Below are 13082 nucleotides of genomic sequence, written 5' to 3'. Positions count from 1 at the left end.
GATAGCTTGCTCTAAAGAGGGGGCGAGCGCGTGGGTTTGTTTGTCTCAACTGCCAGTAAAATCCAAGGTTTTTTGTTGCCGTTTGCGTTTCATCCGCATTTTGGCAATAAAAGCACTAAACGCCAAGCCACCTAATACAGTAGAAGGTTCGGGTACGGATTCTGAAACGGCTGCGGGTGTCGTTGAAATAGTAGCATCTAGACCCGTCGAGTCGTAGGACTGAGTCTGGTTGTTGCCATAACCAACAGCAAAATCAATTGTGTCACCAACCTGAACCGTCCCAGCCGTCGCAAATGACTTGCTACTAGAAGCACCAAAGCCATTAATCAAGTTACTGAAAAGCAAAATATTGTTATGGAGAACGTGAACATCTGTTGTAGTCAGCCCAACATGATCGAGGCCGGTAAACATTGTAGCAAGTGAGTAGGTTGCCGCTTCAGGCGCAATCCAGCGGACAATACTATACTCTCCGTAATAACCGGGATGAAACCCTAGTTGACTGGGTTGGTACGTTATTGTCGGATGAGAATTATCTTCGGTTGCGGTTGAGTTGTGGACGACAAAAGGCGACCCAGTTTTTGTAGGATCGTACCACAAGTCAATGGTAGGAGTCTGCTTTCCTACGTTGTTATATAGGTTGAAGCTAGATCCCAGGCTTGATGACCAGCCATAGCGCCAAGCGCCATTGGGGTTATTGGTTAGAGAAAAGTCAGATGCAACGTTGAAAATGGCAGAGAAACTGGGTTTAGCAGTCAGACCCAAGATAAAAGCCGCCATCAACAGAATTTTGGATTTTTCCAGAAGAGACATATAAATTCCTTCAGATAAGTTTTGAACGATTATTCCTGTAATTTCTAAGCTTTGTTAATGCGGTCGCACAAGCTTAGAAATAGAGGATTTGCGAAAGTGCGATCGCTCTCTCTGGATAGGTTGGAGAAAGAGAGGGGGGTGGAGGATGCGATCGCTCTTTGGGAAACGGCGCGATCGCTTGGGAAAAGGAAAGGCGATCGCCCCCTCAACTCTAATTACGGAATCACCCCACACTTTTTACGCAAACCTCAAAACTTTTTTTCCGATAATGACTGGCGCACTCCCACCTAAGAAACCGGGTTTTTTACCCTTATTAAAGGCTATAAACCAGTATTTTCGTAAAAAACCCGGTTTCTGCGTCCACGACTGCTGATGAAAGTGCGATAGCCCCCTCAACCCTAATTACGAAACCAGCGTTAATGCTGTCAGTGTCAAAAACTTTTTCATCAGAAATCACTCCTTTAAACTATGGCAAGATATCGCACTTTTCTCCCCTAAATCAGCTAACTGTTTAATTCAGAACTTTCTGTTGCTGTTTCCGCTTCATCCGCCAACTGGAAATGACAGCACCAAAAGCTAAAGTGCTCAACACAGTAGTCGGTTCGGGGACAGGTTCGCTAGGTTCAACAGAAACTACGACGCTAGGAGATGTTGCATCTGCAAAACCTGTACCAAACCTTCCATTACGACCATTACCACTGAGATCCGATGCCCAAGTAAAGCCATCTTGCTGATAGTAATTTTCCAAGTTGAAGTTATACAAAATCTGTGTGTTGGCATCTGAAGTGAGATCTCCTGTTGGTGCCTCAAAGCTATTGCCACTGTAACGTGCCACATTGGAAATCCGCAGAGTATCTAAGTGTCCAATAAAACTACTTGCGGTAGCTCCATCCCGGAAAAGCGCTCCAATGAAGCCACCACCATCAGAGTTCCAAATGTCTCCAGCAGCAGGGCGAGTACCTACCATTTGACCATCAAGATAGAGGCGTTGGGAACCGCCACCTTGTACAAACGCAATATGATGCCAAGTATCACTTACAAGTGTTGTTAGACTTGCTAAGGGAGCCCCTGGATAAAAAGGAAAATTGGTGCCAATTAAAGCATTTAGTCCAGCAGCCAATCCTTTATCTTCATAACCCCCTGTCCATTCATTGAAGACAAACCCACCAGCGCCAATGCCTTTGGGAAAATAAATGCGAGCTTCGTAGGTAGATTCATTTCCAAGCACAGTCTGCCCAGAAATTTGGATCGTGTCTGTTGGATTATTGAAAAAAATGTTTGGGCGATCAAAAGTGCCGTCAGAAGAGTAAATAACATCTCTGGGAAGTGGGCCTAGCGTGATAGCTAATGCCTCATTGTGCAGAGTTATTATCGGTGTTGCCAGCGTTAATGCTGCCAGTGTCAAAAACTTTTTCATCAGAAATCACTCGTTTAAACTATGGAAATATAGGTTTGATGGGGTAGGGATTTTAAGGATAAATTCCCTCCATACTCTAATTACGGAACCACCCCAAACTTTTTACGCAAATCTCAAAACTTTTTTCCGATAATGACTGGCGCACTCCCACCTAAGAAACCGGGTTTTTTACGCAGATTAAAGGCTATAAACCAGTATTTTCGTAAAAAACCCGGTTTCTGCGTCCACGACTGCTGATGAAAGTGCGATCGCCCCCTCAACCCTAATTACGAAACCAGCGTTAATGCTGTCAGTGTCAAAAACTTTTTCATCAGAAATCACTCCTTTAAACTATGGCAAGATATCGCTCTTTTCTCCCCTAAATCAGCTAACTGTTGAATTCAGAACTTTCTGTTGCTGTTTCCGCTTCACCCGCCAGCGGGAAATGACAGCACCAAAAGCTAAAGTGCTCAACACAGTAGTCGGTTCGGGAACAGGTTCAGCAACCCGATAAGCATGGTTATCACTTTCAAATGCAGGACTACTCGAAGCCAGAACTACTTTATTAAAGGACTCGTTTTTTTCCGCAAAGAAATTCACATAAAGATTGTTGACATCATCATTGCCCCTCAACAATTTTAGAAGAACATTGTCTTGGTAGAAAGCAATGCTATTATAACTATCAAACGAACCTAAGTACAAACCAAAGTAATCAATTTTTTCAGCCAAGCTAATGGTGAGATTATTATTTCCTCGCCAATCACCAAATGGCGCAACTGTAAGGTATTTCGTGTAGTCATCGCTTGGTGCAGAAAAAGCACTGCTGATACTGCCTGAAACAACAGTAGGGCCGATACCAGGAGCCGAATAAATAGCAGGACCAGATGTTGGTGCACCTGACTCGAAATCAATTGTTGTTACCCCAGGTACGCTAGAGAATTGTCCTTTTCCGGGAACTGACGTACCTCCAAAAGACACCATAATCGCACTTACTGGGTTGGTAATTCCAGCCCAAAATATAGATACGATCGCAACCATCGATAATTTCTTCATAGTAGCCATGGAAACGATCTCCCTGAAAAAGTAAAAGTTGATAATCTATTCCTGGACATACAAGATCTCAGAAACCGGGTTTCTGCGAGTTTTGCAACGAGTCACGAGAAATATACGAAGAAACCCGGTTTCTCGCCCCCCATGCGTCAGCCCTGTAATGACCAAATTTCTGAAGTGCGATCGCCCATTTCTGGAAGTGCGATCGCCCCCTCAACTCTAATTACGGAATCACCCCACACTTTTTACGCAAACCTCAAAACTTTTTTTCCGATAATGACTGGCGCACTCCCACCTAAGAAACCGGGTTTTTTAGCCTTATTAAAGGCTATAAACCAGTATTTTCGTAAAAAACCCGGTTTCTGCGTCCACGACTGCTGATGAAAGTGCGATCGCCCCCTCAACCTTCATTACGAAACCACCCCAGACTTTTTACGCAAATCTCAAAACTTTTTTTCCCAAACCCCTCAAACGTAAAGTTTTGTAACAATCTCCCCCCAAATGCGTCAAAAATTGGGACTCTACCGAAAAACAATATAGAGATTCCCCAAAAGTGCACAAAAATCCCCAGAGGAGTGAGGAGATTGAGATGGAGGACGAAATTGATTTGCAACTCAAACAGTTAGCTGTCGAAGCTCAACAGTACCCAGCGCACAGCCTTCAGCGACAGAAAGCATTAACCAGACTGAGGAACGCAATTTGGCTATCGGGGAAAGTTGGTCATCCCCAAAGAAGATCGTGGCCTGATGACTTCTACGAAGACATTCATAACGAAGCACTTCTCAAAACACTTGATTATATTTGTCGAAATATTGACAAATACAATCCAGAAAAACCAGTAATGGCTTGGGTTAATCAGATATTAAATTATAGATTCCAAGATGTTGTAGATCGATATATGAACGAAAATAGAAGACGCAAACTACCTTCTTTAAATGACATCGATGCTCTAGAGAACTACCCGTCACCAGAATCAGCATTATCCGAAGAGGCTAAAATGCTGCGTGAATTGATCGAAGAAGATCCAGATGGCAATTTTAGGAATGTGTCAGTTAGAGGTCGCCCAGATATTACTTGGCAAAATATAGCCTTAGCAAAATTAGATGATGAAACATCGGATAGTATTGCTCAAAGATTTGGAGTTCCTCGGACAACAATTGATAGCTTTTTTAATCGAAATTTGCGTAATTTTGGTGATGACATTCGCAATCAATTACAGTGATAATCAAAGAAGAGAGCCAAGAAACTAATGATGAGTAAAACGATCGAACCAATAACTTTCACAGTCCCGCTATCCTTTGAAGCCCACGACATCGCTCAACAGTGCGCTGAAAAATCCCTGCCGGCAAAATTAAAACAAGTTTATCTCAATACCCTGGCAGTATATGCAGTAGATTCTTACCTGCGCTGCATGGGATTTGAAACCAATTCGCAAAAGAGCGACAGTCGCGATTCACTCATGCTGAAATTTTTGGATGTCGCCGATTTAGATGTCGTCGGTGTTGGCAAAATTGAATGCCGTCCCGTCTTACCAGATTCCCAAACTTGTCAGATTCCCTCCGATGCTTGGGAAAATCGCATCGGTTACGTTGCTGTACAATTAGACCAATCCTTAAAAGCAGCAACGCTATTAGGATTTACTAAAACTTCTGCAATGAGGGAAGTACCCCTCAGTCAACTGCAATCCCTGGAAGACTTGCTCGCCTACATGAATCGAATTAAACAACTAAAACCAGTTAATTTGATGAATTGGTTTGAGGATGTTTTTGATGCGGGATGGGAAGTAATTAATGAGCTGTTAAATCCCGAACAACTGGAGTGGCGTTTTAGAAGTAGGAACGCATTACCCATCGAGAGGGGTTATAAAATTGATTTGGGAATACAGCTAGCACAACAGTCTGTGACACTGGCAGTCATCCTCGCACCAGAACCAGATTCAGAAGTAGATATCCAAGTGCAAGTGTATCCGATGGGAAATCAAACTTGTTTGCCAGAAGGGTTGAAATTGATAGTGATGGATGAGTCAGAAGAGGTAGTTTTCGAGGCAACATCCAGAGATGCTGACAACTTTATTCAGTGGGCATTTAGTTCTGAATTAAGAGAATTGTTTGGCGTTACTGTGGCACTGGGAGAAGCTAGCGTGACGAAACATTTTCATTTGTAAGCTGCCACACTTTCCTTGTTCCCAGGTTCTACCTGGGAACGAGAGGAAAAACTCAAGTCTTGACTGCGAACCTGTTGCAAATTTCACTGAGATTTTATGTCATCATTAACCTTTCAAAACTTTCGCGGTCAAAATCTCCAAGGTCGTTCTTTCAAAGGTCAAGACCTGACTAATACTGATTTCTCTGATGCAGATATCCGAGGTACAGATTTTACCGGGGCAACTCTCGATGGTGCTAACTTCAGTCACGCTCGCTGCGGCTTAACAGTGCGATCGCAAATCAAAATATTCATCATTGTAGCACTGATCTCGGCAATGTCAGGAACGGCGGCTGTAACTGCTATAACTCATACATTCAGCTCTCTATTTCCCAAAAGTACCGAGCATCTCGGTTTGATTCCAACAGCAATCATCTTATTAGTGAATGCTGTTCTCTTGGCTATTACGATTCGCCAAGGAATACAAAAAGCTTTGGGGTCTTTAGCTATGGCGGCTGTTATCTTTGTACCTTGCATTGCTGTTTTAAGTGCGATATCGAACGACAAACACCCGATACTGTCTTGGCTGAGAGGTTTTAGACCTGGAAGTTTAATTGGGGCCTTGGCTGGTGAACCGAATGCCAATAATATTCCATTTTTAATTGTAACTTTGACTGCGGCTGTAGCTGCGACTATGATTGTAGTTGTAGCTTTGCCTTTAGCTGTGGCCTTGGCTGAGGTTGTGTTGGGCAGAACAGTGGCAGCTTTAGCTGTATTTGAAGCTCTGGCAATAAGTGCGATCGCGACCGGAATTATTACCAATAATTCAGCAAGGTATTTAAAAGCAGCCGTGTTAATCCAATCGGGATTTGTTGACAACAAAAACAATAAATGCTATGATTTTCTAGGCATTTGCCTCACAAAATTTTCCAATCCACCTCTAGTTATTGCGATTATCGTTACAGCGGTAATTTTAGCTGTAACTTTGGTATTATTGGGAACTTACATTGGCAACAGAGTTTTAGCTGAAGATGATAAATATGCCGTAATTCGCCAATTGGCTAATGTCATTGCAGCGGCAGGCGGTACCAGCTTTCGCGGTGCTAATTTAGCCAATGCCAATTTCAGTTACGCCATCCTCAAAAACACTGATTTTAGATTTGCTAATATCCATCGCACCATGTGGCACAAAAGCTCCAAGATTGACTGGGCAAGAGTCGGCGAGACAATATTAATTAATCCAACAGTTCGAGATTTGTTAGTGACCGGACACGGTTATAATAAATCATATCAAGGCATGGATTTGAGAGGCGCAAACTTGATCGGTGTAGACCTCGGATACGCCAAACTTCAAACAGCCGACCTCAGTCAAGCGACTTTGGAAGCTGCTAATTTAGAGTATGCAAGTTTCAGTCAAGTTCAGGCGATCGGCACTGATTTCAGCAATGCGAGAATGACTGGTGCTTGCGGTTTAGGAACCTGGAATATTGACAGCACTACGAAACTAGAATGGGTAGATTGTCGGTGGGTTTATTTATTAGAAGAACCGAAACCTGGTACTGACGATCGCGAGCGCCGTCCCCACAGTGAAAAAGCTAAATTTGAAATCGGAGAATTTACCAGTTTTTTTCAAGAAGTCGTCAATACAGTTGACTTGATTTTCCGCGACGGTGTTGACTGGAAAGCCTTCTTCCAATCTTTCCGACAAGTGCAAGACGATCTTAAAGGTACAGAACTAAAAATTCAGAGTATTGAAAACAAAGGCAATGGAGTTGTTGTCATCAAAGTCAGCGTGCCTCCTGACGCTGACAAAGAAAAAATCGAGACTAATTTCAATAGCTTATACCAAGAAATGCTAGAATTAGTAGGAGAAAAAAAAGCTCCGGCTATTCAAGACTTCCCTGAACAACGGAGATACCTGCTATCAGTAGTAGAGAAGATAGTCAAACCACTTTCAGAACAGGTAGTTGTCTTAAACTTAGATCGCGGTGAATTGCAGCAAGGATTTGCCGTCAGCGCTGATATTTTCTGTGACGGACACCGTTTGCCAATCCAAATAAAAGGCAATTTGCCACCACAGACGGAAATTTTAGAACGCTATAAACAGTGGGAAGAAATGTATAACATTAAAAACCAAAACAGCCGCATCAAAGGTAAAGAAGGTCAAGTAACTTACTTTTCCATAAAGAAGCTAACAACCTTAGCTGAAGAAGTGGAAGCCGAAGTAAATAATTGGCTGAATTCAGAACCATTTTACCCGATCGAGCAAAAATTGCACGACAATTTAAACCCGAATGATGAAGTGCGGGTGATTGTGCAAACTGAAGATGCTTTCCTGCGAAAACTTCCCTGGCATGGGTGGAAGTTTTTTGAAGTTGATTGCCACCAAGCAGAAGTCGCTTTAAGTTGCACAGTATCTAACAGGATAAAAAAATTAGTAGCGCCCAGAAATAAGGTAAGAATTTTAGCAATTTTGGGTGACGACACAGGAATTAATATCGATGAAGACAAACAGGTGTTAGAGAATTTGCAAGCAGCAGAAACAGTGTTTTTGCTCAAACCAACTCGCGAGGAATTTGAGCAATGCCTCAGAGATCAAACAGGGTGGGACATTCTCTGTTTTTCTGGCCACAGTCACAGCGAAGTAGATGGCAGTAGTGGGGTAATTTATATCAATGAAACGGATAAGTTAACCGTCGAACAACTCAGGAATTCCCTGGAAATAGCCATTGAACGTGGCTTAGAGATCGCAATTTTTAACTCTTGCGATGGTTTGGGATTGGGGAGGCAGTTAGCTGATTTAGACATTCCTCAAATTATCGTGATGCGGGAACCAGTGCCAGATGCGATCGCCCAGGAGTTTTTGAAGAATTTTCTGAAAGCTTTTGCCGGGGGCGATTCTTTATATGTTTCCGTGCGATCGGCACGAAAAGAGTTGAAAAAAAATTGGGATGAGAAATTGCCCGGTGCTAGTTGGTTGCCTGCTATTTGCCAAAATCAATCTGAGTATCCCAAGAAGTGGCGAGATTTTCAAGGGAATAGTTCGCGGTAGATTGAGTAAATTTAGTTGGTGTTTGAGGTATTAATTATGTCGGCATTTGTCCGCTATTTTGTGCAATATATCATACAAAAAACGCTTTTAAAACGCCGTTTGACAGGCGATTGTAAGTCGCTGATACAGAGGCAAAAAATATACTTAAATACCGGATTTGATATCAGTTACCAGAAGTTCGATTCGCTGCGTGCAGGTAACGCCAACGTTTCACAGGGCTTTACTCTAATTGAATTATTGGTTGTCATTTTTATCATTGGGATTTTATCGGCGATCGCCCTGCCGACTTTTTTGCGGTTAATCGGGAAAGCTAAAGAAAGCGAAGCTACACAATATATTAGCTATTTGAACAAACACCAAATGTCGCAATATTACGAAGCAACGGGATTTACCAACTCTTTTGGATCGCTTTCATTTCCTGCCCAGGAAAAACCAAGTTCTGCTGCTGGTGTCTTGACAAGCCTTGGCTTTTCCGTGGGAGAAACGAATAATTATTTATACGGTATCAAAGTCGCGACTTATGATAACAATCCACTGGTTGTTCAGGTGGCTTTGTCTAAAAATTTAGGGGCTAAATCTTATTTGGGAATTGTGTATGCCAAAGAGAGTATAGTTCAGTGCGGCCCGGTTGCAGTCGATGTGAGTTTGTCTTCCCCGATGTTTAAACAATTACAGGTTTTGCAAAAATTGCTCTCAACTCCTGAGAGTTATTGTCCTCAGTTGTTTTAACAGAATCGTAGGGTGCGTGGTTATCGAAGTTTTGGCGATGATTTATCCAGGACTTACGCCTCTGCCCAAAGAAACCGGGTTTTTTACGCAATCTTTAGGCTGAAACGAAGGATTTTCGCAAAAAACCCGGTTTCTGACTACTGAATTGAGAAAGGCGATCGCTTCTAAAAATCAATTTCCTACAAAATCGTCAAATAGGTTTCAGTCGGACTGATTGGTAAAGGCTTCAAGATTTGATTTTGCAAGTCTATTTCCAATCCCAATGATTCTAAAGGTATGACGCCCAAAAGCGCATCATTACCTCCCGGTAACTCCAAGCACTCGAAAGTGCCTTCCCGGTCAAATATCGATAGGGTGGCATCTCGGAAAATTCGGGCTTTGCCAATACCCATTGCTGTTGCTACGTCTACTTCTTTGAGGAGTTTTAGTCCCAGTTTGGCGATCGCCTCTTTTGGCAGACACAAGGTAGTAGCCCTCCTATCCACCAATACATTTTTCAGAACGATCGACCGAATTTCTGCTGGTGAAATCGTCCCATATTCTGCCCGAATTTGGTCGGCTCGATTCATGATTGTCAGAGTGGCAAAAACTTTTCCCATTGGATTGCTATTTTTAATTTGCATAGTTGCCTCCTCCGGTAGCGTCGGAGTATTACCTACTTTAATTGTAACTTATATGCAGGGGCGATCGCACAGGTTCGTAGTGAGGACTTTAGTCCTTCTTGATGCGGAAGGGAGTCCTCACTACGAACCTTAGATTATCATTGAACTGGTTCCAAGGCTCTGCCTTGGCATCAATATCTAGAGGCTCTGCCTCGGCTGGAAAAAACGAGGCAGAGCCTCCGGATCTGCGTTACCAGGCACAGCCTGGTAACGAGTAAATAATTTTAATGCTGATATTTACGTATATATGGCGGCACGGATTTCCATTATTTAATGATATGTCAAGTCAGCCAAAAAAGCAAGGGGGAAAGCAAAAATATTTCCGCCCCTGCTTCAACTAAAAACTACCTTTGATTCCAAGCTGTCGCCGCATCAGTGACAGCTTGTTCTACTGGTTTTTCCCCCAACATTGCCGCCTGTAAGTTGTCATAAATCGCCTTTTGCAACTTCTTGACATCCTTGAGAGGGGGAATCAACAATTCGGCTTTTTCCAACCCAGAAGCACTGATAATTCGAGCGCGATCGCTCGCAGCAGCATCGGCAGCAACGCTTTTAAAATAAGAGTCCTGCAAAGTCTCAACCGTGGAAGGCAAAACATTGGCGGCTTTGGCAAAAGCTAACTGATTTTGAGAATTAGTGACGTACAAAGCAAACTTGACAGCATCATCAGGGCGCTTGCTGTCGCGAGGTACAACTAAATTCATCACCGCCACGGTTTTCTTGCCGCTTTCCCCCGTAATTTGAGGCGCAGCAGCCGAAACAGCACCAACACTCGGAGCATTCTCAGAAATTGCCTTTAAAAACTGAGGCCCAGAACCCAACAAAGCAGTTTCTCCTGCTTGATAAAGCTCGATCGCCCTACGGTGTCCCTGCACCAAAACATCCTGCGGTAACAACCCGCCCTTGTACAAATCAACCCAATACTGAAAAACAGCTTTGCCCTTAGCCGTATTAAAAGCAGCCTTACCTTGCGCGTCCACCAAAGGCACACCCATCTGTACGAAAGATTGCAACACTTCCGCCGAATCCTCCGGTACAAAAGTTGCAAAAAAAGCAAACTTACCAGTCTTCTCTTTTACCTGTTTTGCAACAGTTGCTAACTCGGCATAGGTAGCCGGAGGCTTGGAAATTCCCGCTTTTTTAAACAAATCGGTATTGTAAATAGTTACCGGAGTTGTAAGATACCAAGGAATCCCAAAAGTCTTGCCGTTGAGTACGCTAGCTTTCCAGATATTTGGCAGATAGCTCGATCGCACTTGCTGCGAAATCCGAGAGTCCAAATCCAGCCAAGCATTGCGCCCCGCCAACAGCGAAGCAAAATCGGGATTCAGGTTCACCACATCCGGCGCAGTCTTCGCCGACACAGCCCCCAAAATCTTGCTTTCCATCGCCGACCAAGGCACGTCCACCCAGCGCACTTTCACCCCCGGATTTTCCGCTTCAAAACCGGCGATCGTCTTGTTGAAATAATCAGTAAACTGAGGTTGCAGTTGCATCGTCCAGAACTCGATTTCGTTGGCATTCTTGGCAGGGGAATTAAAAGCCGGTTTGCTGCAACTCACCACCGCAGCCAGCAGCAGCCCCACCAGCCCAAACACAGCGAACAGTTGCCAAGATTTACGTTTCATAGAATTTAATTTGAGATTCATGGTTAGCTAAGGAGAAAACAAGCATCGCCCTCTGAAAGCCCGAGGGGCTCAAGCGCGAGAGTTTATGCCGGGGCCCGGGACGGAGAGAGTCGGTTTGGCTGCCGAATCAATCGGTTTTTGGTCGATCGAGTTTAAATTTGTTGACATTCTCCGCAGAATAGCTATTGTCAGGTAAATTGGATAGCATAAAATCGGAACTGGCGATCGCACCACAAAGACTGTGCAGCGCCCAAGCAGGCGGGATACCGAGATTACAGTATCGGTGGCAGTTGGAAACCGAATCTCCAACAGCCAACGGCTGAATCAGGCTGGCCAACTACAACATAAAAAAATAGCAATTACCGGCGACCCAATCCTATGGTTAACTTTTTCAAAGGTCTACTGTCCCCACGCCAGCCAGGAATCGGGATCGAAATAGCCCCAGACCGCATCAACATCATTCAGCTCGAAAAGAAAGCTCAGGCATTAAAATTAGGCCTCCTAGCCTCAATAGAAGTACCAGAAGACATAGTACAAGAAGGACAAATAGTCGATCCGCCCGGAATGGCAGAACTAATACGTACCGTCCTCGCCGACAACAAAATCAAAGCCAAGAAAGTAGCCACAGCCATTCCCGGCCGCGAAGCCGTGATCAGGCTAATTCCAGTTCCCGCAGAACTCAACGACGAAGAACTGCGGGAATACATGAACGCAGAAGCAGGGCTGTATTTGCCGTTCCCCAGAGAAGACGCCGACGTAGACTATCAAAAAATCGGCCTATTTGTAGATGACGACGGCGTAGAAAAAGTGCAAGTGGTATTAGTGGCAACCCGCAGAGAAGTTACCGACACATACATCGAAACCTTCAAAGAAGCCGGACTGATTATAGACGTGCTAGAAGTAACCAGCTTTGCTCTGATCCGCACCCTGAAAGACCAACTGCAACAATTTTCCTCCCAAGAAGCCGCAGTCCTTACCGACATAGAATTTGACAGTACCGAGTTGGCTATAGTAGTGGATGGCATACCGCAATTTAACCGTACCATCCCGATCGGCACCTACCAAATCCAGACCGCCCTCAACCAAGCCATGAACCTGCCGCCAACCAGAGACACCAGCGAACTGCAAGGCATGACCCTGCCAGTCACAGACACAATGGGCGCGTCGGGAGATGCCAATCCCGGAACAAATGCGATGATTAAAGTATTGGGAGAACTAGCAGACGAACTGCGCCGCTCAGTAGACTTTTACCTCAACCAGAGCGAAGAACTCGAAGTAGCGCAACTGCTGCTAGCGGGCCCAGGAGCTGCGATCGGCAAACTCGACGAATTTTTCATGCAAAGATTAAGCTTGCCGGCCTCTCAAGTAGACCCAATCGAAACCCTAGGACTCGAAATCAGCGAAGAAATTAGCCCCGAACAGCGAGCCGGCTTAGGAGTCGCCTTAGGTTTAGGACTGAGGGAGGTTATGTGACCTAAGAGTTTTAGATAATAGAAAAACCGATTTGAGAATTTTAGGAAAAAGCTGCTTCCGAAAGAAGAAGGCACCTGATGCAGAAGGTAGAATATTGGAGGTAAAAGGTAAAAGATCAAAGGTAGAATATCGGAGGTAGA

At 44.2% G+C, this 13082-nt stretch carries 12 protein-coding genes; 7 read left to right on the top strand and 5 right to left on the bottom strand.

Annotated elements, in window-relative coordinates; translation table 11 throughout:
• Window positions 1-45: 45 nt before the first annotated feature.
• Window positions 46-810 (bottom strand): hypothetical protein, encoded by a 765-nt coding sequence (locus QUB64_RS10035; RefSeq protein WP_333267873.1) that lies wholly within the window; start codon window positions 808-810, stop codon window positions 46-48.
• A 57-nt stretch (window positions 811-867) separates the two neighbouring features.
• Here QUB64_RS10035 and QUB64_RS10030 point away from each other — a divergent pair, with 57 nt between their 5' ends.
• A complete protein-coding gene (locus QUB64_RS10030; RefSeq protein ID WP_333343181.1) occupies window positions 868-1101 on the top strand; it encodes a hypothetical protein in 234 nt (77 codons plus the stop codon).
• A 220-nt stretch (window positions 1102-1321) separates the two neighbouring features.
• On the opposite strand, the gene QUB64_RS10025 is transcribed toward QUB64_RS10030, so the two are convergent.
• The gene (locus tag QUB64_RS10025) at window positions 1322-2227 is read right to left on the bottom strand and encodes a LamG domain-containing protein (RefSeq protein ID WP_333267877.1); all 906 of its coding nucleotides are present in this window, start codon (window positions 2225-2227) and stop codon (window positions 1322-1324) included.
• A gap of 363 nt (window positions 2228-2590) precedes the next feature.
• On the bottom strand, window positions 2591-3268 hold the full coding sequence (locus QUB64_RS10020; RefSeq protein WP_333267879.1) for an Npun_F0296 family exosortase-dependent surface protein: 678 nt from the start codon (window positions 3266-3268) through the stop codon (window positions 2591-2593).
• Between the two features lie 577 nt (window positions 3269-3845).
• Between QUB64_RS10020 and QUB64_RS10015 the strand changes: the two genes are divergently transcribed.
• The 4 genes from QUB64_RS10015 (at window position 3846) to QUB64_RS10000 (ending at window position 9179) form a co-directional block, all read left to right on the top strand.
• On the top strand, window positions 3846-4478 hold the full coding sequence (locus tag QUB64_RS10015) for an RNA polymerase sigma factor (protein WP_333267882.1): 633 nt from the start codon (window positions 3846-3848) through the stop codon (window positions 4476-4478).
• 27 nt (window positions 4479-4505) lie between these two features.
• On the top strand, window positions 4506-5420 hold the full coding sequence (locus tag QUB64_RS10010) for a DUF1822 family protein (protein WP_333267884.1): 915 nt from the start codon (window positions 4506-4508) through the stop codon (window positions 5418-5420).
• A 96-nt stretch (window positions 5421-5516) separates the two neighbouring features.
• Window positions 5517-8450, top strand: coding sequence for a pentapeptide repeat-containing protein (locus QUB64_RS10005; protein ID WP_333267886.1), 2934 nt, complete (start codon window positions 5517-5519; stop codon window positions 8448-8450).
• Between the two features lie 36 nt (window positions 8451-8486).
• A complete protein-coding gene (locus QUB64_RS10000; protein WP_333267887.1) occupies window positions 8487-9179 on the top strand; it encodes a type IV pilin protein in 693 nt (230 codons plus the stop codon).
• 179 nt (window positions 9180-9358) lie between these two features.
• Here the strand turns inward: QUB64_RS10000 and QUB64_RS09995 are convergent, their stop codons facing one another.
• Both QUB64_RS09995 and QUB64_RS09990 read right to left on the bottom strand, forming a co-directional pair.
• A complete protein-coding gene (locus tag QUB64_RS09995) occupies window positions 9359-9802 on the bottom strand; it encodes an aspartyl protease (RefSeq protein WP_333267889.1) in 444 nt (147 codons plus the stop codon).
• Window positions 9803-10185: 383 nt separating this feature from the next.
• Window positions 10186-11469, bottom strand: coding sequence for an ABC transporter substrate-binding protein (locus QUB64_RS09990; RefSeq protein ID WP_333267892.1), 1284 nt, complete (start codon window positions 11467-11469; stop codon window positions 10186-10188).
• A gap of 197 nt (window positions 11470-11666) precedes the next feature.
• Between QUB64_RS09990 and QUB64_RS09985 the strand changes: the two genes are divergently transcribed.
• Window positions 11667-11792 (top strand): hypothetical protein, encoded by a 126-nt coding sequence (locus QUB64_RS09985; RefSeq protein ID WP_333267893.1) that lies wholly within the window; start codon window positions 11667-11669, stop codon window positions 11790-11792.
• Window positions 11793-11847: 55 nt separating this feature from the next.
• The gene (gene pilM, locus QUB64_RS09980; protein ID WP_333267895.1) at window positions 11848-12942 is read left to right on the top strand and encodes a type IV pilus assembly protein PilM; all 1095 of its coding nucleotides are present in this window, start codon (window positions 11848-11850) and stop codon (window positions 12940-12942) included.
• The last annotated feature ends 140 nt before the right edge of the window (window positions 12943-13082 follow it).

Source organism: Microcoleus sp. Aus8_D2, assembly GCF_036702665.1.
Taxonomy (GTDB): Bacteria; Cyanobacteriota; Cyanobacteriia; order Cyanobacteriales; family Microcoleaceae; genus Microcoleus.
Note: the sequence above shows the minus strand (reverse complement) of the source record. Positions and strands in the feature narration are given on the sequence as shown.

Excerpts from the sequence above, each read along its gene's own strand:
- QUB64_RS10005 (WP_333267886.1), top strand. The coding sequence starts at position 5,517 with ATGTCATCATTAACCTTTCAAAACTTTCGCGGTCAAAATCTCCAAGGT.
- QUB64_RS10030 (WP_333343181.1), top strand. The coding sequence starts at position 868 with ATGCGGTCGCACAAGCTTAGAAATAGAGGATTTGCGAAAGTGCGATCG.
- QUB64_RS10000 (WP_333267887.1), top strand. The coding sequence starts at position 8,487 with ATGTCGGCATTTGTCCGCTATTTTGTGCAATATATCATACAAAAAACG.
- QUB64_RS10020 (WP_333267879.1), bottom strand. The coding sequence starts at position 3,268 with ATGGCTACTATGAAGAAATTATCGATGGTTGCGATCGTATCTATATTT.
- QUB64_RS10015 (WP_333267882.1), top strand. The coding sequence starts at position 3,846 with ATGGAGGACGAAATTGATTTGCAACTCAAACAGTTAGCTGTCGAAGCT.
- QUB64_RS09990 (WP_333267892.1), bottom strand. The coding sequence starts at position 11,469 with ATGAAACGTAAATCTTGGCAACTGTTCGCTGTGTTTGGGCTGGTGGGG.
- QUB64_RS09995 (WP_333267889.1), bottom strand. The coding sequence starts at position 9,802 with ATGCAAATTAAAAATAGCAATCCAATGGGAAAAGTTTTTGCCACTCTG.
- QUB64_RS10035 (WP_333267873.1), bottom strand. The coding sequence starts at position 810 with ATGTCTCTTCTGGAAAAATCCAAAATTCTGTTGATGGCGGCTTTTATC.
- pilM (WP_333267895.1), top strand. The coding sequence starts at position 11,848 with ATGGTTAACTTTTTCAAAGGTCTACTGTCCCCACGCCAGCCAGGAATC.
- QUB64_RS10025 (WP_333267877.1), bottom strand. The coding sequence starts at position 2,227 with ATGAAAAAGTTTTTGACACTGGCAGCATTAACGCTGGCAACACCGATA.
- QUB64_RS10010 (WP_333267884.1), top strand. The coding sequence starts at position 4,506 with ATGATGAGTAAAACGATCGAACCAATAACTTTCACAGTCCCGCTATCC.